Genomic DNA, 24,986 nt, shown 5'->3' with positions numbered 1-24,986 from the left:
TTAAATGTAAAACATGTAAGCGTCCTGCTCATTATCTCCTGTATGGCTTGCTAAATCATCAAGTGTCGTGTTGTCAAGAACGTCCTTCACCGCATCGCGGATTTTTAACCATAGATGCCTTTGAGCAGGCGGTTCATCTTCAATTCCTTCAACAGGGGTGATCGGTCCTTCCAACACACGGATAACGTCACCAGCCGTTATTTTGGACGGATCGTTCGCTAAAATATATCCGCCATAAGCTCCGCGAATGCTTTTGACAAGTCCGGCATTGCGGAGAGGAGCAATTAATTGTTCCAAATAATGCTCTGATAAATCATGAGATTGTGCAATACTTTTCAAAGATGTCGGTCCTTCTCCGTACTTTCGCGCCAATTCAATCATAATCGTTAAACCATAGCGTCCTTTCGTTGAAATTCTCACGTTTCTACACTCCTATTTTTTAGTTTTTTTCAAGATTTTCACCATCTTGGTTCTACTTTAAACTTTAGACATTATAGCATATTATTTTATTAGTGGGTAAATGAGATGATATGATTTTTATTTGGGAGCGATAAAATGGAACCTTTAGCGTATAGAATGCGTCCAACCAAAATAGAAGATATTATTGGACAAGAACATTTAGTTGGAAAAGGAAAGATTATTGAACGAATGGTGCGAGCTAAATATTTAAGCTCGATGATTTTATACGGACCTCCTGGAATCGGAAAAACATCTATTGCAACAGCAATAGCAGGCAGCACTAACACGCCTTTTCGAAAGCTGAATGCGGTTGTCCACAATAAAAAAGATATGGAAATTGTTGTAGAAGAAGCAAAAATGTCAGGGCAAATCATTCTCATTTTAGATGAAGTGCACAGACTTGATAAAGGGAAACAAGATTTTTTGCTTCCATATTTAGAAAACGGCATGATTATTTTAATCGGTGCAACGACAAGCAATCCGTATCATGCCATTAACCCGGCGATTCGGAGCCGCTGTCAAATTTTCGAATTGCACCCTCTTTCTCCAGATGACATTATGATTGCCCTGAAAAGAGCTCTTACAGACCCAAGAGGACTGAGCGACTTTCCTGTTCAAATCAGCGACGAAGCTCTAAGACATTTTGCCGAAAGCTCCGGCGGAGATGTGCGTGCGGCGTTAAATGGATTGGAACTCGCCGTTTTATCAACAAAGGAAGATGAGAATGGGAACATTTGCATTACGGTTGAAATTGCTGAAGAGTGCATGCAAAAAAAGAGCTTTTCCCACGATAAAGACGGAGATCATCATTACGATGTTTTATCTGCTTTTCAAAAGTCTATCCGCGGGTCCGATGTAAACGCAGCGCTTCACTATTTGGCCAGATTAATTGAGGCAGGGGATCTTTCTTCGATTGCAAGGCGTTTAACGGTCATCGCCTATGAAGATATTGGTCTTGCAAATCCGCAAGCGGGACCTAGAACTCTTTCGGCTATAGAAGCAGCAGAGCGCATCGGTTTTCCCGAAGCACGCATCCCTTTGGCCAATGCGGTGATTGAACTATGTTTATCCCCTAAATCAAACTCTGCTTATAAAGCGATTGATGCAGCTTTAGCCGACATTCGCTCAGGAGTGACAGGCGAGGTCCCTTCCCACTTGCGGGATGCTCATTATAAAGGAGCAAAGCAGCTTGGCAGAGGCGTGAACTATTTATATCCGCACGATTATGAATCAGGCTGGGTAAACCAGCAATATTTGCCTGACCCCATCAAGCATAAAAAATATTACAAGCCAAAAAGAACGGGCAAATTCGAGCAGGCTTTAGCGCAAATATATGAAAATATCGAGAAAAAGAAAAAAGAAAAGGACGAATAGGAAGCTTCGGTCATGTCCGCGTCATCTTGAAAATATAAATAGGATTGTCCAAAATGTCAAAACCTCATGGAAAACGTAAATAAAAGGGGGCGTCAATAAGCCGAAAAACGGCTTATTTGACACCCCCATTTTTTAATCGTCGTCGCCGACACGATAAATTTTTATATCCTTCAGCAATTCATTAATCACATGGCCAGTCATAATCAATCCGGCTACGGATGGCACAAAGGCATTTGATGACGGGGGCATTTTTGCTTTGCGGATCGTTGATTCGTTATTGCCGACTTCTTTTCTGACATCTTCTCTAATAACAACAGGGCGTTCATCAGAAAATACGACTTGAATTCCCTTTCGGATCCCTTCTTTTCGCAGTTTCGTTCGAATCACTTTGGCAATCGGATCTGTATGCGTTTTTGAAATATCTGCTACTCGGAAACGGGTTGGATCCGTTTTGTTGGCTGCCCCCATGCTTGAAATAATAGGAATATTCCGTTTCAGGCATTCCTTCATTAAATGAATTTTATAGCTGATCGTATCGCTGGCGTCAATCACATAGTCAGGGTTTAGCTTAAAAAAGTCTTCATACGTCTCTTCCGTGTAAAACATTTTTAATGCAATTACTTCACAATCCGGATTAATGTCAGCAATTCTTGCTTTCATTAAATCCACTTTCGGTTTTCCAACCGTCGACAAAAGCGCATGGATTTGCCGGTTAATATTCGTAATATCGACATCATCTTTATCGATCAAAATCAATCGCCCGATGCCTGATCGTGCAAGAGCTTCGACGGCAAAAGATCCAACTCCGCCAACCCCTAAAACGGCTACGGAGCTGTTTTTCAATTTATGTAAACCTTCTTTTCCAATCGCTAGTTCATTCCGGGAAAACTGATGAAGCAAAAAAAATCACTCCAATTTGACAAAATTCAGTGTACAAACTAAAAAAGTCCCAATTGTGCCGTCGCCGTTTCCTTCGTTTTGAACCCGCTCTCAGCAGGTGGGTGCCCTGTTCTAAAGCTTTGTAAGTCCTCGTGCCATATGCATTTGAGGCATTTACTCACTTTAGAAACTCCGGGCTCCCATTTAAATCGTTGTTCGGTCAAAACTAGGTGTACGACGCACACATCAGGACTTAAATTTTGAATAAAGAATATCATAATTAGCATGAGATTTCAAGATAAAAAACAAATAATGGAAATTATTACCTTGAGCTATGTTTCACTTCAAGATGCAGTTCATCCAATTGCTCTTTGCTTACTTGGCTTGGTGCCTCCGTTAACAAACAGCTCGCACTTGCTGTTTTCGGAAAGGCAATCGTATCCCGTAAATTTGTTCTTCCTGCCAAAAGCATTACAATCCGATCCAATCCTAGTGCAATTCCACCATGCGGCGGCGTACCGTATTCGAAGGCTTCCAGCAAAAATCCGAACTGTTCTCTTGCTTGTTCCTCTGTAAAACCAAGAAGTTTGAACATCTTTTCTTGAACGTCTTTTTCAAAAATCCGAATCGACCCTCCGCCAAGTTCATATCCATTTAACACTAAGTCATATGCTTGAGCCCGCATTTTGAGAGGGTCTTTCTCAAAGTACTCCAAGTCCTCACGAAACGGCATAGTAAACGGATGATGCAATGCATAATAGCGGCCGTCTTCTTCATTATATTCAACGAGCGGCCAATCCGTAATCCATAAAAATTCAAGTTTATCTTCTTCGATCAGCCCTAAATCTTTTCCTAGTTTTAATCTGAGAGCCCCCAACGAATCAGCAACAACATTCGGCTTGTCGGCAACAAACAGAAGCAAGTCTCCATTCTGTCCTTCAGCTGCTTGCAAAATACTATTTTGTTCATTTTCTGATAAAAATTTTGCAATTGGGCCTTTTACTTCATTTTCTTCTACTTTAAGCCAAGCCAAACCTTTCGCTCCATAATTGTGAACATACTCTTGGAGAGCATCTAGATCTTTGCGTGAAAATTCGTCTTTTTTTCCTTTTACATTGATTAGCTTTACTTGCCCTCCACCTGCAACTGCTTGACTGAAAACTTTGAAAGCGGAGTTTTTCACAATTTCAGATACATCAACAAGCTCCAGGTCGAATCGAACGTCCGGCTTGTCCGACCCAAAGCGCGCCATCGCCTCATCATATGGCATGCGTTGGAATGGAAGAGTAAGCTCGATTCCTTTCACTTCTTTTAACACATGAGCCATCATCTTTTCGGTTAGATTCATAATATCTTCTTGGCTCATAAAAGAAGTTTCTATATCTATTTGGGTAAATTCCGGCTGTCTGTCTGCGCGCAAATCCTCATCGCGGAAGCATCTTGCAATTTGATAATATTTATCAAATCCTGAAACCATTAGAAGCTGTTTGAATATTTGCGGCGATTGCGGGAGCGCATAAAATTCCCCCTCATGGACGCGAGAAGGGACAAGATAGTCCCGTGCTCCTTCCGGTGTGCTTTTCGTTAAAATGGGGGTTTCCACATCAATAAATCCATTTTCATCCAAAAAGTTGCGAATCGCTCTCGTAATTTGATGCCGCATTTTTAACGTTTCAAACATGACTGGACGGCGCAAATCTAAATAACGGTATTTTAAACGAACCTCTTCGGAAATGTCCGCTTTTTGATCCGCAAGTGAAAAAGGAGGAGTTTTGGCGCTGTTTAAAATGGTTACCGATTGAACAACCACTTCCACTTTTCCTGTTCGAATGTTCGGATTAATCGTCTCTTCCGATCTTTTCACCACTTCGCCTTCAATGTCCAATACATACTCGCTGCGGATTTTTTCAGCTATTTCTAACGCTTCCTTTGAAACTTCAGGATTAAAAACAATTTGGACAACTCCTGTCCGGTCGCGCAAGTCGATAAAAATAAGTCCTCCTAAATCGCGGCGTCTTTGCACCCATCCTTTTAAAACGACCTTTTCGCCGATTGCTTTTTCGGAAATTTCTCCACAATAATACGAACGTCCAAACATCCTACATACTCTCCTTTACTTTCTCTCTTTTATATACTCTGCAAGTCGTTCAAATGCCACCGCATCTTGTTCGCCTGTTGCCATGTTTTTTACGTTCGCCACGCCTTTTTCTAATTCCTCATCACCTATGATGATGACAAATTTGGCTTGAAGCCTGTCCGCTTGCTTCAGTTGTGCTTTCATTTTCTTATTTTCATAATCTTTGTCTGCAGAAATGCCGGCTTTCCGCATTTCCTGCAATAGAGATACCGACCGTTCCTTCGCCCGATCTCCCAGTGCCACAATATAACAATCTAGACCTTTTTCAATCGGAAGAGCGATGTTTTCAGCATCAATTGCTGCTAACAGGCGTTCAATGCTTAAAGCAAAGCCGATCCCCGGCGTGCTTGGCCCTCCGGCTTCTTCGACCAAGCCGTTATATCTTCCGCCGCCGCATAAAGTCGTAATCGCCCCAAACCCTTCCGCATTGCTCATGATTTCAAATGCTGTATGGTTATAATAATCCAATCCGCGGACGAGATTTGGATCGATTTCATACTCAATGCCAAGCTCCGTTAAATATTTTAACACTTGATCAAAATATTGCTTTGATTCATCGTTTAAAAAGTCAATGATGGAAGGGGCGCTTTTCATCAATTCATGCTCGCGGTCTTGTTTACAATCAAGTATTCTTAACGGATTTTGCTCAAGCCGCTTTTGGCAATCAGAGCAAAATTCTCCAATTCTCGGCTTAAAATGGTTGACTAAAGCAGCACGATGTGCAGCTCTGCTCTCTTGATCTCCCAAACTGTTAATGGCAAGCTTCAATTTTTTTAAGCCGAGCGATTGATAAAACGCCATCGCCAAAGAAATAACTTCAGCATCCAGCGCAGGGTCGTCCGAGCCGAGAGCCTCCACACCGAATTGAACAAATTGCCGAAAACGCCCTGATTGCGGTCTTTCATACCGAAACATCGGACCGATGTAAAAAAGCTTTACAGGCTGGTTCGGATCGGCGTACATTTTCTTTTCAACAAAAGCGCGGACGACTGCTGCAGTTCCTTCCGGTCTTAATGTTAAACTTCTTCCTTTCCTGTCGGAAAAAGTGTACATTTCTTTTTGGACAATATCGGTTGATTCGCCTACACCCCTTTGAAATAATTCCGTATGTTCAAAAATGGGGGTTCGAATTTCTTGAAAGCGATAAAGACGGCATATTTCCCTAGCTTTTTTCTCAACATATTGCCATCTTGAAGCCTCCGACGGCAAAATATCCTGTGTACCTCGCGGGATTTGAAAAGCCATTGTCGATTCTCCTCCACTTATAAAATAAATTCCATAAAAAAACCCGTCCCCTGACGATTCCCGTAGGGACGGGAGAGTCTCCCGTGGTGCCACCCTAATTGAAGCAATGCTTCCACTTAAAAGTTAACGCCTATTTACGTTTCCTCCTACTTTTACACCTTTCAGAGGAAAACCTCCGGAGTGTTCTTCACTAAGCGATCATGGGGAAAGGCTTTCAGCCTAAGGCCTTTCCTCTCTGTCCATGTGCATCCCAGCTACTTGTCTCCGTCATCGGTTGTTTATGTACGTTATTTTTAAATCTAGAATTTTATATTATCATACGAACAATACTGTGTCATGTCAAGAACGGCTGAGCCGATCACGGAGCTTTTTCGCCTCCTCTTGATTTAAACCATGCTCAAACGAAACCTCTATTAAAATATCCTGCATCGTACGATCAATGAAAGAAATACCAAACTGGTCATGAAAAATTGATGCGGAGAAAGAATGTTTTTCACTGGACCGCATATTTTTCCCCTTTCTTTTTCATCAGAATTTGCGTCTTAGTCTTCCCGCAAAAAAATGAAAAAATACTCAATGTAAAAAAGGAAATGCCGAAATAAAATAGAAATAGTTTTTTGCATGAATGTGAAAGGAGCATGGCCATTGCGAAAAAAATGCTTTTTAATCGTTCTGTTGCTTTCACTGCTTTTTACTTCTACCGCTCCAGTTTTTCATTCAGCCCAAGCGGATACGCAAAATGCAGTCATTAAGCAAGATAAAGTAAATGTCCGGACAGGTCCCGGTTTAAGCTATCCCGTAATGAAAAGCGTTCGGTACGGTGAAAAATACCCGATTGTCGCAAGGAAAGGAGATTGGGTGAAAATTCAATTAAAACAGGGCTCTTCCGGGTGGGTAGCCGATTGGCTTCTTTCAGTAGAAACCGAGCTTCAAAAAAAGGATTATGTCGTTTCTACGACTACCGGGTTAAGAATCCGTTCTGGCCCCGGGACAAACTATAAAGTTGTTGGACAGTTTCCTAAAGGGGAAAAAGCGCATGTGTTGATGAAACAGGGGAAATGGGTGAAAATTTCCTATAATGGCCGGCAAGGATGGGTCTCTTCTGCATATGTAGCTCCAGCAGCAAGCAAAACTCCTTCGAATCAGAAGCATAGCCTCGGTACGGTTACAGCCACTATATTAAATGTTCGTTCAAAACCAAATGCACAATCATCAATTACCGGCAAGCTGACAAAAAACATGAAAGTTGAAATCATTTCGGAACAAGGCAATTGGTATAAAATTCGCTACAACAATGTGACGGGGTGGGTGTCGAAGCAATATATTACCAAAGCAGCAGCTAAAAGCAGCAGCACTTCCCCGCAAAAAGGAAGGATTACAGCCAGTTCGTTAAATGTTAGAAGCGGTCCGTCTTTACACTCAAAAATTGTCGGTACCATTAAAAAAGGAACAGAGGTAGAAATCATAGGTGCAAACGGAGATTGGTATCAAATTAGATATGCGAAAAACAAAACAGGCTGGGCATCCAAAAGATATATCGAAGCTGGCTCAAAGAAAACAAACGGCGCTCAATCAGTTGTCCTTTTATACGACGGAACAAATTTGCGCAGTGCACCTTCCACTTCTGCAAAAATTGTTCAAAGAGGAAACAAAGGGCAGACTTTTCCAATTGTAGGGATTTATAATAATTGGTATAAAATTCAGCTCCGAAACGGTCAAACAGCTTATGTAGCAAGCTGGGTCGTCACAACAACAAGCGAAAACAATTCCAATAAAGGGACAAGCATACCGTCAAACGGTAAAAAAGTCATTATCGATCCGGGCCACGGAGGCTATGACAGCGGGACGATCGGTGTCAGAGGGACGCTGGAAAAACATTTAACCTTAAAAACAGCTAAACTTGTGTACAACAAATTAAAAAGAGCAGGTGTAAATGCAGTTTTAACTAGAAGCGACGATACATATATCAGCCTGCAATCCCGTGTAGGAATTTCTGTAAAAAACAACGCAAACGCCTTTGTGAGCATCCATTATAATAGCTCAATCATTCCAAGCGCAAATGGAATCACAACTTTTTATTACAATTCTGCAAAGGATAAAGCATTAGCAAATGTAATTCACAAAGAGATGGTGAGGCATGTCAATTTAAGAAACCGCGGTGTTCAATTTGGAAATTATTTTGTGCTGCGTGAAAATAAACGTCCTGCTGCTTTGCTTGAACTAGGTTTTTTGAGCAATCCTATGGAAGAGTGGACAGTCAGCACAAACGCTTACCAAGAGAAAATCTCACAAGCGATTTATAAAGCGGTCGTCAAATATGTAAACTCATAAAAAAATCGTGAGCAGCTCGCTCACGATTTTTTTATTTGCTTTCGATAATCAATGTTACTGGGCCAACGTTTGTAAATTCAACAGCCATCATCGCTCCGAAAGAACCCGTTTCAACACGTACGCCTTTTTCTCTCAGTTTGTCGTTGAAAGATTCATATAGTTTTTCAGCAATATCCGGTTTGGCTGCTTGCATAAAATTTGGCCTTCTTCCTTTCCGGCAATCGCCGTACAGCGTAAATTGGGAGACGGATAAAACTTCGCCCCCAACATCTAAAAGAGATAAATTCATTTTCCCTTCTTCATCCTCAAATATGCGCAAATTGGCCACTTTATCCGCTAAAAACTCTGCATCTTTTTCCGTATCCTCGTGTGTAACACCGACTAGCACCATTAAACCGAACTCAATCGAACCAACAACTTGTCCATCTACTTTGACATTTGCATTCCTTGCTCGTTGTACTACAACTTTCATCATGTATTTCCTTTCTTAATTCATAATTCTCCGCACTGAATATACATCCGGTATTTGCTTGATCCGATCCACAACTTTTTGAAGATGGCTGACATTTTGAATCGAAATTCCTAAATGGATGTTCGCTACTTTGTTACGGTCCGTTCTTCCCGAAATTGTCGTAATGTTTGTCTTCGTCTCTGTTACAGACTGGAGCACTTCATTTAATAAGCCGCGCCGGTCAAAACCTAAAATCTCAATTTCCACATTGTATTCCTTCCGGCCGTCCAGCTGATTTTCCCATTCCACTTCAATTAACCTGTCTTTTGCATCCTCTTTATTGACATTTGGACAATCAGACCGGTGAACAGATACCCCTCTTCCTTTTGTAATAAATCCGACAATATCATCGCCAGGGACTGGGTTGCAGCAGCGGGAAAGCCTGATTAACAAATTATCAATACCCTTTACAGACACTCCTGCATCACGGCGCTTCGGCCGCCTTGCACCTTGTTGAACCACCTTTTCCATCAATTTTTCCTGCTCTTCTATATCCCGCTGTTTGCGAATTTTTTCGACTAGGCGGTTTGCAACCTGTAAAGCAGTAATGCCGTTGAAGCCAACCGCCGCATACATATCGTCCTCATTTGAAAAATTAAATTTTTCCGCGACACGTTTTATATTTTCCTGAGTAAGGACTTCTTTCACATCAAAATCCATCGCTTTAATTTCTTTTTCAATTAATTCTTTTCCTTTTTCAACATTCTCCTCTCGGCGCTGCTTTTTGAAAAATTGGCGAATTTTATTTTTCGCTTGAGAGGTCTGCGTCAATTTAAGCCAATCTTGGCTCGGACCGTAAGAATGCTTCGACGTCAATATTTCCACTATATCTCCGGTTTTTAATTTATAATCAAGAGGCACTATTTTTCCGTTTACTTTTGCTCCGATCGTCTTATTGCCTATTTCAGAATGAATTCTGTAGGCGAAATCAATCGGAATCGACCCGGCGGGAAGCTCAATGACATCTCCTTTTGGAGTAAATACAAACACCATGTCAGAGAACAGATCAACTTTCAATGCCTCCATAAATTCTTCGGCGTTGGAAGAATCGTTTTGAAACTCCAATATTTCTCTAAACCAGCTCAGTTTTTTATCAAAAGATGTAATGCTTTTTCCTTCTTTATAAGCCCAATGGGCGGCAATCCCGTATTCAGCGATCGCATGCATTTCGTATGTGCGAATTTGAACCTCAAGGGGATCCCCCTTCGGACCGATGACAGTCGTGTGAATGGATTGATACATGTTTGTTTTCGGCATTGCAATATAATCTTTAAATCTGCCAGGCATCGGCTTCCAGCATGTGTGAATGATGCCAAGCACTGCGTAGCAGTCTTTTATGCTGTTCACAATAATTCGCACAGCCAGCAAATCATAAATTTCGTTAAATTGTTTATTTTGGAGAACCATTTTACGATAAATGGAATAAATATGCTTCGGCCGACCGTACAGCTCTGCCTTTATCTTTACTTCTTCAATTCGCTTCTTTAAATCTTCAATTACCTCTTCAACATACTTTTCCCGTTCTGCACGTTTCTTTTTCATCAAATTGACAATTCGGTAGTATTGCTGCGGATTTAAATACCGCAAGGCTGTATCTTCAAGTTCCCATTTGATTTTTGAGATTCCGAGGCGATGGGCGAGAGGAGCAAATATTTCCAACGTTTCATTGGCGATTCTTCGCTGCTTTTCCTGCGGCAAATGTTTTAACGTACGCATATTGTGAAGACGGTCTGCCAGTTTAATTAAAATGACCCGAATGTCCTTCGCCATAGCGACAAACATTTTCCGGTGATTCTCCGCCTGCTGCTCTTCTTTTGATTTATATTTAATTTTTCCCAGCTTTGTTACTCCATCCACAAGCATAGCGACTTCATCGTTAAATTCTTGTCGAAGCTCGTCTAATGTCACATCCGTATCTTCCACAACATCATGTAAAAAGCCGCCAGCAATCGTTGTAGGATCCAGCTCCAAGTCTACTAGAATCCCGGCAACCTGCACCGGATGCATAATATATGGTTCGCCTGATTTGCGATATTGCCCATGATGGGCGTTTTTTGCAAACTCGTATGCTTTTTTTATAAACTCTATATCGTCAGGCGGAAGATACTTTTCCGCTTTTTCGAAGATCTGTTCAGCTGTCAACATTTGTTCGTTTGCCATGGGATCACCTTTAATTGTATATACGTTATTGTTTTTATTATTAAATAAAATTAACAAACATGTAAAGAGAAGAATACGATCCTTTTGAAAAGGGGTAAAAAAAATAGAGCTGCTGCGGCTATTTTACGAGTGGATGGAAAATATTACAACTTCTAAAGTTTTTCATTTTATTGTTTAAAAAAAACTTAGACGGCACAACCAACACAATAAATTAGTTGTGCCTTTTCCATTTCTCTTCAATAGTGTTTAAATATTCATTTGGTTCTTTTTTGAATCTTCTTTGTTTTATATGCTCGCCAATACGTTGTTCCCATTTATTCGCTTCAGTTTTATATGCTGAATAATTAACATTTTTTATCATTTGTAGCCCTTCCTGTTCATTAGAGACATTTTCTACAAATACAATGTTTTCACCGTGTCGGATAATATATCGATTCCAAGTCCGACTACCTGTGATTCTTCGGTGTTTTTGCTTTATTCTTCTAAAAAAGAGTTCTAAATCATTATTCGTTCTCGGTATAAGTGGATAATCATAAAAGGTGAAAAGTCCTTTCCAAAATCCTTTACTATACTTTAATAGGTTCTCTACAAACGGTTGATCTTCTTTCCGATTGAGCTCTTTTTCCATTTGGTTTAAATATTGCTTCAATCTGTTTTCGACCCAAAAACTTGTTTTATTCTCAGAAGGTTCCATAATGGTGGTAATCCTTTTAAATCGTGTATCCCAACGTTTTACGAGTTGATAATCTTCCTTATAGTTATCCACATTTCTGACTATTCTGAACAACTTTTCAAGTAGAGGAGTCCCCTTTTTTATCCAGGCATTTTTCAATCGAATCTTTAATCGCATTCGTTCGTTCAAAAACACAAGTGCCTGGTAATTCGAATGGTGGCTTACCATCTTCTAGAAGAACGGATCGAATAGCCGCAATATAGTCACTTGCTACCTCTTCTTCTATGTTTTTAGATGGAGAATTTTCAATTTTTCTTTCAACTTCCCTTATTCCCCTTAGCTTCTTTTTGATATTCGTTTTTAGTTTTCTATCTTTTTCAACTAATGGTTTGGCTATGTCTTTAAAGTAATGAAACTGACAATATTGATACGGAATATCTGGAGCTATTTGTTCAATTGCTAAACGAATGGATTGTTGCCCATCACTGATAAAACCTTGGATTGGATAACCCCAGTCTAAAATGGGTTGAATAATACCTATCAGTTCTTGAGAAGCACTGCTTTTTAAATTATGTGCAGCTAAAATAGTACCACTAAGAACTTCACGGATGACATACAATGTTTCGTTACCTTTTTCGGGTTGGACACCATCAATAGATAAGACAAGTCCTCCATGTTCTTTCACAATATTTTCTAATGTCTCTTTCATATTTTCTTTAACGCTTGCCCGCAGTAATAACGCATATCTTTCATAAAGTTTCTGTACTTGCCTCTCAGAAATTTTCACTTCTTTTTCCGATAATATAGTAGCTATCTCAGATCGAGTCTTATGTTCTTTAAACCGTAAATATCCGATATATGCGATGACATCCATTCCATAAGTAATGTGCTTCATACTTAATTGTTCGGCTTCAGCTGAACGATATACGGTGTCATTAGAACAGGAGTTATTCTCACATCGGTATCCTAGATTTATGATTTTAAATTCACCTTTTAGGGTAGAAATTGTTTTTCTCCAAACAGGGTGACAGTATACTAATTTATTACCACATTCTGGACAATTAGTTATCTCGGGTCTAAAGTATTTTGATTCGATTGGATTTAATCTATTTTTGGTACGCATAAATAATCACCAACTTAAATAAAATTCAGGTCTATTATAACCTAAATTTAATGTTGGTGTTATTTATTCCGTCTAAGAAAAAAAAGCACCCATTAAGAGTGCTTCATTTATAGATTTGCGCCGATTAATATTTAATCAATGCTAATATATCATAGCCTTCAAGCCTTTTTCTGCCCTCAAGATAAGACAATTCAATTAAAAAGGCAATGCCGGCAACCTCTCCGCCAAGCTGTTCCACTAATTTAATGGTAGCTTCAATCGTTCCTCCAGTCGCCAGCAAATCATCGGTTATTAACACTCGCTGGCCAGGCTTAATCGCATCTTTATGAATGGTTAATGCATCTTTTCCGTACTCAAGCCCGTATTCCACCTTGATCGTTTCGCGCGGAAGCTTGCCTTCTTTTCGAACAGGTGCAAAACCAACTCCGAGAGAGTAAGCAACTGGGCAGCCGATGATAAACCCTCTTGCTTCTGGACCGACAACAATATCAATCTTCTTTTCACGCGCATATTGAACAATTTGGTCTGTTGCATATTTAAATGCTTCCCCGTTGTCCATTAATGTTGTGATATCTTTAAAAGAAATGCCCGGTTTTGGAAAATCTTCAACAATTGTCACGTATTTTTTTAAATCCATCACTCGTCCTCCTCGGTTGTTTACCATTCATGAACTTGTAAAAATTTATCGGCATCTCGTTTCAAGACTGCCTTTTCAAACCATTCCTTCAGTTCTTGATAAGAAGAATAGAGAAGCTGCTGTTCCAGTTTCATTTGATCCAGCTTCTGCTGATATGTTCCGGATTCTGATAAATCCCGTTTTTTCACCTTTTTGTTTAATGTAATCACACCATTGTTTATTGTAACAAATTCAAGTTCAAAAAACACCTTTGTCATAAAAAAGATCGTTTCTTTTGTCCAGCCACGGTATTTGGCTAAATCTTCCCCATATTTTTTGTAATCGAAAGAATTTTTTTTCGTTAAGAATGCGTAATACCATTTAAAATGCTCTCTTGTCGGCATTGTTTGAAAAAAGTGGTCTGCGTGCTGATAAAAAATAGCATAAATTCTTTCAGGCATTCCTTGCTCAAATGCTGAAACAAGAAATTCGATTGCCGGGGGCATATCGAGAAATACAACATACTTATTGGAAACATCTATATTTTTGTAATCCTTTATTTCTGATATTATATGAATTTCATGAATGTACGGTTGATCTTTATATAATTTTATAGATTCTTCATGAAAGGCGATCAGCAATCGTTTTTCAGCAGGAAGTTTAGAGAGCAAAGCCTCCGTTCCTCTTGAACCTCGCCAATCAAAAAGCTGCCACGCTGGCACGGCAAGGTCTTGAAGCAATAGCTGCGGCTTTTTTACATAATTCCATTCGTTGATCGCAAGCTCACCGACAATAGAAACGTTTGCGAAAGGAGATATTTCTTCTGCCAATTCTCCCTGTCCAAAGCCGACGACATCTAATTCAAATTCCTTCTCCTCAATCTTCATTTTCAAATGATTTCCGTTTACCCCAATTTTTCTAACATCTGCCGCATTGACATTCTCTAGTAAAAAGAGCGGCTTCGGATTATCGACTCCGAAAGGGGCAAGCTTCTCCAGCTCTTCGACTGCTTTTATTGTGACATGCTCCAATGAACAGGCACATTCAATGTTTTTTACAGGAATAAAATCTTCATCTGAAAGCTGACTATTTGCAAGATCGATCATTTTTTGGCGCAACTCGTCAATATGCTCTGCTTTCAGCGTCATGCCAGCAGCCATCGTATGGCCTCCAAAATGAGGGAGAAGCTCCCTGCATTCCGATAAGTTTTTAAATAGATCAAACCCTTGAATGCTTCGCGCAGACCCTTTGGCAAGACCTGTCTCACGATCAATGCTCAACACGATGGCAGGACGGTAAAATTTTTCGACCAATCTGGAAGCAACGATTCCGATCACTCCAGAATTCCAGTTTTCTTTTGCGACGACTAAAACAGGATTGTCTTCGATTGGAAAATTTTTCTCAATTTCCTTAATCGCTTCGTCCGTTATCTCTTGTACAAGCTTCTGCCTTTGCTTATTTAATTGATCGATTTCCTTAGCAAGCATATCAGCTTTTTCTTTATCATCTGTCAACAACAATTCAACGGCAGGATCGGCTTCTTGCAGCCTCCCTGCCGCATTGATTCTCGGTCCTAAAACAAATCCTATCGTTTCCTCATTTACGGAAGATTTGTCCACTCCAGCAATGGAAAGAAGCGAATTTATGCCAGGTCTTGTCGTCGTTTTTAATTTTTCAATCCCTTTTTTCGCAAGAAGCCGATTTTCTCCGTATAGAGGTACTAAATCAGCAATTGTTCCAATGGCTGCGATCTCTATCAGAGATTCTGGAACCTTTCCATAAAGGGCATGGGCCATTTTAAAAGCAACGCCTACACCTGCCAGCTCCTTAAAAGGATATGTTGAATTTGGCAATTTCGGATGAATGATCGCATACGCATCAGGCAAAACAGGCCCCGGTTCATGATGGTCTGTTATAATGAGGTCGATTCCAAGCCTTTTGGCTAAATCCGCTTCATTGATTGCCGCGATGCCGGTATCAACTGTTATAATCAGCCTGCATCCTTTTTCATGAATCATTCGGAAAGCATGTTCGTTTGGCCCGTATCCTTCTGAAAATCGATTCGGTATGTAAAAATCGACGTTTGCCCCCAATTCCTTTAATGCCGTCAACAGGACGGCAGTGCTGGAAACGCCGTCCGCATCATAATCACCGTATACGACAATCTTTTCACCAGCGCGGATTGCTGCAAAAATACGCTCACATGCCCGCTCCATCCCATCCAACAAAAAAGGATCATGAAATGAAGGTTCCTTTATATGTAAAAACTCTTTTGCTTCTTCAACATTTTGAATGCCGCGATTCACAAGTAATCGAGCAGTCAAATATGTAATATTCAAAGAGTCGATTAATGCTCGAACAGCCTCTTCGTTGGACTCATCCCTATATAAACGATTCCAACGAAATTTAGATCTCAGCATAATTTCACCCCTCAACTTCTCCTATTATACAGAACGAAATGAAATGTTTTCAAACACTATTTTCAAGGTTATGTTTCTTCATAAGAAAGAGAGGGGCTGTCCGATGAGTTCCTAAAATGAAGGAGTTTGGAGAAATACATTGTGAAGGACAAAAATAATCGAATAAAATTTGTAAATGTCCTTCATAGAAGCAATGAAGTCCAACTGGAATAAATTGTATGCGCTGAATGTCCATCATAAAACTTTTGGAGAACGTAATGAAGGAAAGAGAGCATAAGAAGGGGGATGTCTAATAAGTCGTTTTTACGGCTTATTGACGCCCCCATGAATGTTTTAGAAACGTTGATATATCGGTGTTTATGATTTTTTGTTTTCAATGGCGATTTGACTTTCAAAGACAGCCCCTAAACACAAGATAGGAAAAATAGTCTGTCCGATAAATCCCTAAAATGAAGGAGCCCCAAAAAGTCAGTTAACCCTGACTTTTTGGACAGCCCCTTCGAACTTTTACAGCGGCTGTTCACTAGTTTTCTTTTACAGAACGTTTTTCAATTTGCTTCCATTTCCAAACGAGCCAAAGCTGGCTGGCGATAAACAAAGAGGAATAAACGCCTGCAATCAATCCAACCAACAAAGCAATCGAGAAATTTAAAATGGACGAGCTTCCGAATAAAATGAGAGCGACAACAGCAAAGATCACGGTTAAAACGGTGTTAATCGATCTTGTAAAGGTTTGCCGCAAGCTTTTGTTGACAATTTCCGCAAGCTGCTCAAATGTTTTTATTTTTTTCGCTTTTCCCATGTTTTCTTTTATACGGTCAAACGTAACAATCGTATCGTTGATCGAGTAACCAATAATCGTCAACACGGCCGCGATAAATGTAATGTCTACTTCAAGACGGGTAATACTGAAAAAGGAAACGATAAAAAAGGCATCGTGCAATAGGGCAAGCACAGCTGCAAGCGCCATATAAAATTCAAAGCGGATGGATACATATATGATAATCCCAATGGAAGCAATTGCAACACCGATGAGAGCATTTCGCGCCAGCTCTTTTCCGACTGTTGGCGAAACCGTGCTTATATTTGGCTCTATCCCATACAGCTCTGTGAAATGTTCTTTTACATTTGAAATCGTTTCTTTATCAAATGCGCCTACAAATCGTACAACTGCTGTGCTTTTATCATTACCAGATAATACAATTTCATCCGGCTTAAGCCCGATTGATTTGAATTCTTTTTCGATTGTATCAGCCGATAGCGGCTCATTTGTCGCTAGCTCGACCCGCGTTCCACTCGTAAAATCGATGCTTAGATTCAATTTAGCAACAAAGAGGATGATGATGCCTGCGACAATTAATACACTTGATAAAACGAAAAACTTTTTCCGATGTTTAACAAAATCAATATGATCAAAGCGAGTTGGGACATCGGTATCTTTATTCGTTTTCGTAATATCCAAAATATCGCTTTTCCTCACGCCAAACCAATGCGGCTTTTTGTCAAATGCCCGGCTCTCCACGAGCAATCCGAGCAGCAATCTGCTTAAATAAATCGCCGTAAGGAAGGATATAATAATGCTGACAATGAGCATTGTCGCAAATCCTTTTACAGAGCTTGTTCCAAAAATAAACAAAACAACAGCTGCGAGTATTGTCGTAATATTGGCATCAAAAATGGTTAAAAGCGATCTTTTGTTTCCTGCTTTAAAAGCAGATCGGACACTTTTTCCAAGCTTTAATTCATCCTTAATTCGTTCGTCTGTAATAATGTTCGCGTCAACTGCCATCCCAACCCCTAAAATAAGGGCGGCGATCCCCGGCAATGTAAGCACCGCATGCATCCAATTGTACACAACTAAAATGAGGTATATGTATGAAACAAGCGTGATAGATGCGATCAATCCCGGCAAGCGATAGTAAAAGATCATGAACAGCATAATGAGGCCTACGCCGACGTAACCCGCATAAATGGTTGATTGCATCGCTTGTTCCCCATATTTTGCCCCGACAGAAGTTGAATAAATTTCGTGCAGCTTCACTGGCAATGCACCAGCATTCAGCAAACTTGCTAATTGCTGCGCTTCTTCTACCGTAAATTGTCCTTCAATCGTGACCGTAGTCGTATCAAACACTTCATTTACGTACGGATCGGACAAAAATTTCGGATTCGCTTTTGCTGCTTCTTTTTTATACGAGTCGCCTTCTTCCCAATCAAGCCATATGATCAGCTTATTTTCAGGCGCCATTTTTACTATTTTCTCTGTCACTTCTTTAAATTTTTTCGCATCCTTTAGCTCAACGACAACGTTCGGTTTACCGTTTTGGTCAAATGATTGCTTGGCACCGCCTTGCACTAAGTCTGAACCGTTTAGTAATTCTTTGTCATTGACATCACGAAAGGTCAGTTCTGCCTGCGTCGACAAAATTTTCCGAGCTTCAGTCTGATCCGTCACGCCTGCAAGCTGAACGCGAATTCGGTCATTCCCTTCTATTTGGATATTTGGTTCGCTCACTCCAAGTGCATTCGCCCTTTTGTCCAGCGCTTCAACTGCACTTAAAAGGGCTTGACGGTCAATTTTATCTCCTTTATTTACCGGCTTCACTTCATATAAAACTTCAAAGCCGCCTTTTAAATCAAGACCAAGCGTAATGCCTTCTACGATTGGTTTTGTCGTTGCGCCAGTCAAACCTAAAAGGGCGAAAACAATGATAAAAAATGATATAATTCGGCCTTTTTTTGCCATGTTGATCCTCCTCAAGCTTATGTGCGAAACATCGCCTTATCATCTTTAGGTTAATTCTTTTAATATTTCTTGTCCTTCTTTACTATCTAACCATTTTGCATCTTTCATAAACTCAATGGTCGTATAATTCATGAAATCGGACACTTTCACTGACATAATCCCTTCTACTAACCGATGTACTCTGACACCCTCAATTTTTTTCCATTTTTTTCTTTTCAAAAAAGCCCACAATTCATCCTCTGTCATTTTATCGTATCCATACAGCCGGAATTCTTCGAGCTTGCTTTTCAAAAACGGCCTTAAATACTTGCGATAGGCATCTACCGAATAGTTCTCCACTTTTATGCTCCTTTCTTAAAAGGTTGTCATGCCTGTACTTCGAGTCTGCATATAGTAATTGTATATGATATCAAGTTTTTTGAGAAGGCAGGGAGAAAAATGCCGAAGCAAACCTTTTTAAAAGGAATGCTCATTTTAATGACGGCAGGCCTCATCACAAGAATTCTCGGTTTTATTAATCGAATTGTCATAGCCAGAATGATTGGAGAAGAAGGGGTTGGCCTCTACATGATGGCGATGCCTACGTTTGGCCTTGTCGCAGCAGCTACACAGCTCGGTTTGCCGGTTGCCATCTCCAAGCTGGTCGCGGAAGCGGATGCAAAAGGAGACAGCAAAAAGGTAAAAAAAATACTGGTTGTATCTTTAACAATTACGTGCAGTTTAAGCATTATCATCGCACCGCTTGTGTTGTTTTCCGCCTCATATATTTCTGAAACATTGCTTACAGACCCAAGAACATTCTATCCTTTGATTTCCATCACTCCTGTAATTCCTATTATTGCTGTATCCTCTGTTTTGAGAGGCTACTTTCAAGGAAAACAAAACATGACGCCTGCGGCATTCTCCCAGGTGCTTGAGCAAGCGGTCAGAATCGCCTTTATCGCCGTTTGTACAAAAGCTATGCTGCCTTACGGAATCGAATATGCAGCCGCTGGCGCCTTTGTTGCGGCAGCAATTGGAGAACTTGCTTCCTTACTTTACTTACTAATAGCGTTCCGTTTCAAAAAGCAAATTCGAGTGAGAAAATCGTTTTTCCGTTCGTTAAAAAAGGGAAAAGAAACATTCAGTCAGCTCATGAAAATTGCCCTGCCGACAACCGGCAGCCGATTTATCGGCAACATTTCATGGTTTCTCGAACCGATCGTTGTTTCACACAGTTTACTGATCGCCGGAGTTCATTCATCTTTAGCTACAAAACAATATGGGGAATTGACGGGGTATGCGCTTCCTTTATTAATGCTTCCCTCTTTCATCACTTTTTCGCTGTCAACATCATTAGTGCCCGCATTAAGCGAAGCGATTGCCCAAAAAAGGATTCGATTAGCAGAATATCGGCTGAGGCAAGCTTTAAGGCTCTCGCTTGTTACAGGCGGACTAGCAGTTGTTATTTTATACGTGTACGCTGAACCGATCATGATCTTTATGTATGGAAATGCTCAATCTGCCATCTATGTGAAAGTTATGGCTCCTTTTTTCATCTTTTATTATTTCCAAGGTCCACTGCAAGCAGCATTGCAAGCATTAAATTTAGCAAAAGCAGCGATGACCAACAGTTTAATTGGTTCCATTTTAAAAACAGCGCTCATTTTTGTTTTCGCAACTAGGCCGCAGCTCGGCATTATCGGCGCAGCTCTTGCCATTATAAGCGGGTTTATGATCGTTACTCTTCTTCATTATGCAACGGTGCTGAAAGTGTTTAAGTTCACAATTTATTTAAGAGACTATGTTCTATCTTTTGCAGCCATATTCTTAACAGGTTGGATCTCCTATCATATTTACGATATCTTATTGGAACAACTGCATTTGCTGCCAAAGTTAATGTATGCATGCATGATCACAACAGTTATTTACAGTCTGTTTCTCATCATCTTTCGACTAGTCGAAAAGGAAGAAGTAAAGCGAATTCCCCTAATCGGTCCGTATATAGCAATCTTTATTCCGATGCAGAAAAATCGTTAAAATCTATCCGTTTCATTCCTTTCACCCTGATCTGGCAATTTTAATTCTAAATCTTTTTTTTATGAATATGCTTGTATAAAAGTGATTACCCTTGTACGGGTGAACATGGGAGGAGATGAATGGATGATTGAAGCAAAGCGGTGGGGGAAAGCTGTATTTTACGGTGTTTTTACCATTTTGATCATTGCTTTGATTTCCAGTTTTCTTTTATCTATTTTATTACGATTTACTAGTTTAACAGAAGATTCGCTCTTTTGGGTCATCACATCTATAAGTTTTTTAGCCGTTTTTATCGGAGGTTTTATAGCTGGCGGAAAAGGTAAAGAAAAAGGGTGGCTTTTAGGCGGTGCGACAGCGGTTGCTTACACGGGAATTGTGTTGTTGTTTCAATTTTTAGGTTACGGAAAAACGCTTTCGCTAGAATCGCTATTATATCACGGTGGATTTTTGATCACTTCAATAGTTGGAGGAATGCTGGGAGTCAATATTTCGTCGCCAAAACGGCAGGCTTAAAAAGAAAAAGGCTGACATTTAAGTCAGCCCTGTTTTTTGTAGAACTATGATTGTTCTACGACTTCTCTCACAGCATTTCGGTCAAAAGTTAAGCGGGAGCCGTCTCCCGTACGGATGACGATTTTATCTTCATCCAATGAATCAACCGTCCCATGCAAACCGCCAATCGTTACGATTTTATCACCCTTCTTCAAGTTTGCCTGCATGTCACGGATTTGCTTTTGCCTTTTTTGCTGAGGTCTGATCAACAAAAAGTAAAAAATAGCAATCATCAGCACAAAAGGCAGCACTGTTGCTACAAAATTCTCCGACATTTCTTCACCCCTTTCTAAGCATTAAAAGTTTTTCGCATTTGGTTTATTGAATCCGTACCGTTCAAAAAATTCTTCTCGGAAATCTCCTAAACGGTCTTCACGGATTGATTCCCTAATCTGCTCCATTAATTTTATCAAAAAATAGAGATTATGGTAAGATGTTAATCGAATCCCAAATGTTTCATTGCTTTTAATTAAATGTCTGATATAAGCACGTGAATAATTTCGGCAAACGTAGCAATCACAAGATTCATCCAATGAACCGAAATCGCGCGCATATTTCGCATTTTTTACGACAAGCCGACCTGTTGATGTCATTAAGGTGCCGTTGCGCGCAATTCTAGTAGGAAGCACGCAATCAAACATATCAATGCCCCGAATCGCTCCATCTATCAGTGAATCTGGAGAACCGACCCCCATCAAATAACGAGGTTTGTCGCTTGGCAATAAAGGCACGGTAAATTCTAGCACACGATTCATCACTTCTTTCGGTTCACCGACAGAAAGACCGCCAACCGCATATCCCGAAAAATCAAGCGAGACAAGATCGCGTGCGCTTTGCTTCCGCAAGTTTTCATATTCGCCGCCTTGTACAATTCCAAACATCCCTTGTTCATTTTCTCTTTTATGAGCTGCTAGACAGCGTTCAGCCCATCTGGAGGTTCGTTCTACAGATTGTTTCATATAATCAAATGATGCCGGGTAAGGCGGGCATTCGTCAAATGCCATTATAATATCTGATCCGAGAGCATTTTGGATTTCAGTTGCTTTTTCTGGAGATAAAAACAGCTTGTCCCCGTTTAAATGATTGCGAAAATATACTCCCTCTTCTTCAATTCGCCGGAATTCGCTTAAGCTGAACACTTGAAATCCGCCGGAGTCGGTTAAAATCGCTCCATCCCAATTCATAAAAGAATGGAGACCTCCTGCCTCCTTAACGATATCTTCCCCTGGTCGGAGCCATAAATGGTATGTATTGCTCAAAATGATTTTTGCGCCAATTTCTTTTAATTCCTCCGGTGACATAGTTTTGACGGTCGCCAATGTTCCCACAGGCATAAACACCGGAGTTTCAAACGAACCGTGAGGTGTATGTACGATTCCAAGGCGGGCGCCTGTTTGTTTGCATGTTTTGATCAATTCATATCGAATAGGTGGCTTATTCAATGAAAGCCCCTCCTTTATTCAGTGTACCTCTATTCTGCTTCAAATAATCAGCATGGCATCTCCAAAGCTGAAAAAACGGTATTTTTCCTTTATAGCCTCCTCATACGCACGGAGAATTGTTTCTCTTCCAGCCAGCGCACTGACAAGCATGATCAGAGAAGACTTAGGAAGATGAAAATTTGTAACGAGTCCGTCTATTCCTTTAAAATTGTAGCCCGGATAAATAAAAATGTCTGTCCAACCGCTTTCTTCGACAAATTTGCCTCCATGTTTTCCAGCAATTGTTTCCAGCGTTCTTGTTGAAGTTGTACCGACTGCGATAATACGTCCTCCCTTTTCTCTTACTTCATTTAATAAGCGGGCCGTTCCCTCTGTCATTTGATAAAATTCCGCATGCATTTTATGTTCTGTAATGTTTGTGCTGCTGACTGGACGAAATGTCCCAAGCCCAACATGCAGCGTTATAAAAGCGATATGAATCCCTTTATTTTTTATATTTTCGAGTATTTCATCCGTGAAATGCAAACCTGCAGTCGGTGCAGCTGCTGAACCAATTTCTCGGGAATAAACGGTTTGATATCGTTCTTTATTATCAAGCTGCTCTTTAATGTATGGCGGCAATGGCATTTCCCCAAGCTGATCCAAAATTTCCAAAAAAATGCCTTCGTATTGAAATTCAATGATTCTACCGCCGTGTTCAAGAGTTCCTACACATGTTCCTTTTAAAAGGCCGTTTCCGAAATTTAATGTTGTCCCTACTTTGACTCGCTTTGAAGGTTTTACAAGGGTTTCCCAAACATTCCCTTCTTTTTCTTTTAGCAATAAAACTTCCACTTTGGCCCCGGTTTCTTCTTTCACCCCGTACAATCTGGCCGGCATGACCCGCGTATCATTTAAAACAAGGCAATCACCCGGAGATACATACTCAATTAAGCTTTTAAATCTGCTGTGCGTAATATCTCCGCTTTTTTTATCAACAATCATTAATCTTGAAGCATCCCTCTCCTTCAACGGAGTTTGGGCAATCAGTTCCTCTGGCAATTCGAAGTCAAATAATTCGATATTCATCCTGTTCACCTAGCTTCTGTCCATTATTTAAACCGTCCTAAAAAAGAAAAAATGAACGTTAAAAGCAAACTAATGACAATGCATGTGACAATCGGAAAGAAGAAGGTGAAATTTCCTTTTTTTACTACGATATCTCCTGGCAGTCTTCCGACAACTTGCATAAATAAGCCGATAAAAAGCAAAATACCGCCAAGCACCATCAATAGCTTTGGAAATTCCGTCATCTTTTCGGCACCTCCATTTGAAAATGTTTATACACAAGATCTGTTACTATTCTTCCCCTCGGTGTTCGCCGAATAAAACCGATTTGCAATAAATACGGTTCATAAACATCTTCAATTGTGTGCGCTTCTTCACCGATTGTCGCTGAAATGGTCTCAATTCCAACGGGACCTCCTTGGAATTTTTCAATGATCCCTAAAAGAAGTTTATGATCGATATGATCCAATCCAAGTTTATCCACTTGCAAACGCTCCAAGGCGTCTTCGGCAAGATGGGAGCTGATTTTTTCAAATCCGAGCACTTGCGCAAAATCCCTGACCCTTTTAAGAAGTCTGTTCGCAATTCTTGGCGTTCCACGCGATCTTCTGGCTATTTCAACGGCTGCCTGCTCTTCAATCTCGATATTTAACAGATTGGCCGTTCGTTTGACTATCTTTGAGAGCTCGTGCTCTTGATAATATTCCAAGCGGCTTAACACACCAAATCGATCCCTTAAAGGAGCAGTTAATAAGCCGACTCTAGTTGTTGCACCAACAAGTGTAAACGGTGGCAGATCCAACCTGATCGTGCGGGCGCTTGATCCTTTTCCAATGACGATATCTATACAAAAATCTTCCATCGCTGGGTACAAGACTTCTTCGATAGAACGATTAAGCCGGTGAATTTCATCAATAAATAAAACATCCCCCGGTTCTAAAGAAGTGAGAATAGCCGCTAATTCTCCCGGCCGTTCAATCGCGGGCCCTGAAGTATGGCGGATATTCGTCCCCATCTCATTTGCGATAATCGTTGCAAGTGTTGTTTTCCCGAGCCCTGGAGGTCCATATAAAAGAACATGATCCAACGTTTCTTCTCTAAGCTTTGCCGCTTCAATAAATATTTTTAAGTTTTCCTTAATCTTTGATTGACCGATATATTGATCGAAAGATTGAGGACGAAGGCTGAATTCAAAATCTTTTTCTCCCGCTTCAGCTTCGCCTGCAACAATTCTTTCCTCCATTGCTATCAC

Annotated in this window: 22 protein-coding genes, 1 other RNA gene and 1 other annotated feature; of the genes, 4 read left to right on the top strand and 19 right to left on the bottom strand. The window is 40.4% G+C overall.

Annotated features, from left to right (window positions below; all coding sequences use genetic code 11):
* Positions 1-420, bottom strand: coding sequence for an Rrf2 family transcriptional regulator (locus NSQ94_RS05870; protein ID WP_063387987.1), 420 nt, complete (start codon positions 418-420; stop codon positions 1-3).
* Positions 421-555: 135 nt separating this feature from the next.
* On the opposite strand from NSQ94_RS05870, the gene NSQ94_RS05865 reads away from it, so the two are divergent.
* The gene (locus NSQ94_RS05865) at positions 556-1,833 is read left to right on the top strand and encodes a replication-associated recombination protein A (RefSeq protein WP_063387986.1); all 1,278 of its coding nucleotides are present in this window, start codon (positions 556-558) and stop codon (positions 1,831-1,833) included.
* 132 nt (positions 1,834-1,965) lie between these two features.
* On the opposite strand, the gene NSQ94_RS05860 is transcribed toward NSQ94_RS05865, so the two are convergent.
* The 5 genes from NSQ94_RS05860 to NSQ94_RS05840 all read right to left on the bottom strand — a co-directional run bounded on the left by NSQ94_RS05860 (position 1,966) and on the right by NSQ94_RS05840 (position 6,601).
* A complete protein-coding gene (locus NSQ94_RS05860) occupies positions 1,966-2,733 on the bottom strand; it encodes a tRNA threonylcarbamoyladenosine dehydratase (protein WP_339230360.1) in 768 nt (255 codons plus the stop codon).
* 42 nt (positions 2,734-2,775) lie between these two features.
* Positions 2,776-2,968: non-coding RNA, 6S RNA (gene ssrS, locus NSQ94_RS05855), on the bottom strand.
* Positions 2,969-3,034: 66 nt separating this feature from the next.
* Entirely contained in the window at positions 3,035-4,810 is a 1,776-nt protein-coding gene (gene aspS / locus NSQ94_RS05850; protein WP_311066350.1) for an aspartate--tRNA ligase, read from the bottom strand.
* Between the two features lie 15 nt (positions 4,811-4,825).
* Complete coding sequence (gene hisS, locus NSQ94_RS05845) at positions 4,826-6,094, bottom strand: histidine--tRNA ligase (RefSeq protein ID WP_063387983.1); 1,269 nt, start codon at positions 6,092-6,094, stop codon at positions 4,826-4,828.
* 61 nt (positions 6,095-6,155) lie between these two features.
* Positions 6,156-6,374 (bottom strand) — a binding site (T-box leader).
* Positions 6,375-6,433: 59 nt separating this feature from the next.
* A complete protein-coding gene (locus NSQ94_RS05840) occupies positions 6,434-6,601 on the bottom strand; it encodes a hypothetical protein (protein WP_157728017.1) in 168 nt (55 codons plus the stop codon).
* A 138-nt stretch (positions 6,602-6,739) separates the two neighbouring features.
* On the opposite strand from NSQ94_RS05840, the gene NSQ94_RS05835 reads away from it, so the two are divergent.
* Positions 6,740-8,425, top strand: a complete 1,686-nt coding sequence (locus tag NSQ94_RS05835; RefSeq protein WP_311066351.1) for an SH3 domain-containing protein — start codon at positions 6,740-6,742, stop codon at positions 8,423-8,425.
* A 31-nt stretch (positions 8,426-8,456) separates the two neighbouring features.
* On the opposite strand, the gene dtd is transcribed toward NSQ94_RS05835, so the two are convergent.
* The 8 genes from dtd to NSQ94_RS05795 form a co-directional block, all read right to left on the bottom strand.
* Positions 8,457-8,897 carry a D-aminoacyl-tRNA deacylase gene (gene dtd, locus NSQ94_RS05830; RefSeq protein ID WP_063387981.1) on the bottom strand — a complete coding sequence of 147 codons (441 nt, stop codon included), beginning with the start codon at positions 8,895-8,897 and terminating at the stop codon, positions 8,457-8,459.
* A gap of 15 nt (positions 8,898-8,912) precedes the next feature.
* Positions 8,913-11,096 (bottom strand): bifunctional (p)ppGpp synthetase/guanosine-3',5'-bis(diphosphate) 3'-pyrophosphohydrolase, encoded by a 2,184-nt coding sequence (locus NSQ94_RS05825; RefSeq protein WP_063387980.1) that lies wholly within the window; start codon positions 11,094-11,096, stop codon positions 8,913-8,915.
* A gap of 211 nt (positions 11,097-11,307) precedes the next feature.
* Positions 11,308-11,862, bottom strand: a complete 555-nt coding sequence (locus NSQ94_RS05820; RefSeq protein WP_339229550.1) for a hypothetical protein — start codon at positions 11,860-11,862, stop codon at positions 11,308-11,310.
* A gap of 25 nt (positions 11,863-11,887) precedes the next feature.
* Entirely contained in the window at positions 11,888-12,892 is a 1,005-nt protein-coding gene (locus NSQ94_RS05815) for a transposase (RefSeq protein WP_152642860.1), read from the bottom strand.
* A gap of 124 nt (positions 12,893-13,016) precedes the next feature.
* Entirely contained in the window at positions 13,017-13,529 is a 513-nt protein-coding gene (locus NSQ94_RS05810; RefSeq protein ID WP_063387979.1) for an adenine phosphoribosyltransferase, read from the bottom strand.
* 20 nt (positions 13,530-13,549) lie between these two features.
* Positions 13,550-15,928, bottom strand: coding sequence for a single-stranded-DNA-specific exonuclease RecJ (recJ, locus tag NSQ94_RS05805; protein ID WP_339230356.1), 2,379 nt, complete (start codon positions 15,926-15,928; stop codon positions 13,550-13,552).
* A 523-nt stretch (positions 15,929-16,451) separates the two neighbouring features.
* The gene (secDF, locus tag NSQ94_RS05800) at positions 16,452-18,674 is read right to left on the bottom strand and encodes a protein translocase subunit SecDF (protein WP_066249528.1); all 2,223 of its coding nucleotides are present in this window, start codon (positions 18,672-18,674) and stop codon (positions 16,452-16,454) included.
* A 45-nt stretch (positions 18,675-18,719) separates the two neighbouring features.
* On the bottom strand, positions 18,720-19,013 hold the full coding sequence (locus NSQ94_RS05795) for a post-transcriptional regulator (protein WP_066249531.1): 294 nt from the start codon (positions 19,011-19,013) through the stop codon (positions 18,720-18,722).
* A gap of 99 nt (positions 19,014-19,112) precedes the next feature.
* On the opposite strand from NSQ94_RS05795, the gene spoVB reads away from it, so the two are divergent.
* A complete protein-coding gene (gene spoVB / locus NSQ94_RS05790) occupies positions 19,113-20,693 on the top strand; it encodes a stage V sporulation protein B (protein ID WP_339230353.1) in 1,581 nt (526 codons plus the stop codon).
* 123 nt (positions 20,694-20,816) lie between these two features.
* Positions 20,817-21,206: a TIGR04086 family membrane protein gene (locus tag NSQ94_RS05785; RefSeq protein WP_066249537.1), complete on the top strand. Its 390-nt coding sequence runs from the start codon at positions 20,817-20,819 to the stop codon at positions 21,204-21,206.
* 44 nt (positions 21,207-21,250) lie between these two features.
* Here the strand turns inward: NSQ94_RS05785 and yajC are convergent, their stop codons facing one another.
* The 5 genes from yajC to ruvB are packed head-to-tail and all read right to left on the bottom strand — an operon-like array spanning position 21,251 to position 24,977.
* On the bottom strand, positions 21,251-21,520 hold the full coding sequence (yajC, locus tag NSQ94_RS05780) for a preprotein translocase subunit YajC (RefSeq protein ID WP_063387973.1): 270 nt from the start codon (positions 21,518-21,520) through the stop codon (positions 21,251-21,253).
* Positions 21,521-21,541: 21 nt separating this feature from the next.
* Positions 21,542-22,687, bottom strand: coding sequence for a tRNA guanosine(34) transglycosylase Tgt (gene tgt, locus NSQ94_RS05775; protein ID WP_311066353.1), 1,146 nt, complete (start codon positions 22,685-22,687; stop codon positions 21,542-21,544).
* Positions 22,688-22,726: 39 nt separating this feature from the next.
* Positions 22,727-23,755, bottom strand: a complete 1,029-nt coding sequence (gene queA, locus NSQ94_RS05770; RefSeq protein WP_063387971.1) for a tRNA preQ1(34) S-adenosylmethionine ribosyltransferase-isomerase QueA — start codon at positions 23,753-23,755, stop codon at positions 22,727-22,729.
* Positions 23,756-23,778: 23 nt separating this feature from the next.
* Positions 23,779-23,979 carry a DUF2905 domain-containing protein gene (locus NSQ94_RS05765; RefSeq protein ID WP_063387970.1) on the bottom strand — a complete coding sequence of 67 codons (201 nt, stop codon included), beginning with the start codon at positions 23,977-23,979 and terminating at the stop codon, positions 23,779-23,781.
* Positions 23,976-24,977 (bottom strand): Holliday junction branch migration DNA helicase RuvB, encoded by a 1,002-nt coding sequence (ruvB, locus tag NSQ94_RS05760; RefSeq protein ID WP_339230350.1) that lies wholly within the window; start codon positions 24,975-24,977, stop codon positions 23,976-23,978. Before ruvB ends, NSQ94_RS05765 begins: the two co-directional genes overlap by 4 nt.
* Between the last annotated feature and the right edge of the window lie 9 nt (positions 24,978-24,986).

This window comes from Aeribacillus sp. FSL K6-2833 (assembly GCF_037965815.1).
Taxonomy (GTDB): Bacteria; Bacillota; Bacilli; order Bacillales; family Aeribacillaceae; genus Aeribacillus; species Aeribacillus composti.
The sequence above is the reverse complement of the archived record's forward strand: the minus strand, read 5'-3'. Positions and strand labels throughout refer to the sequence as shown.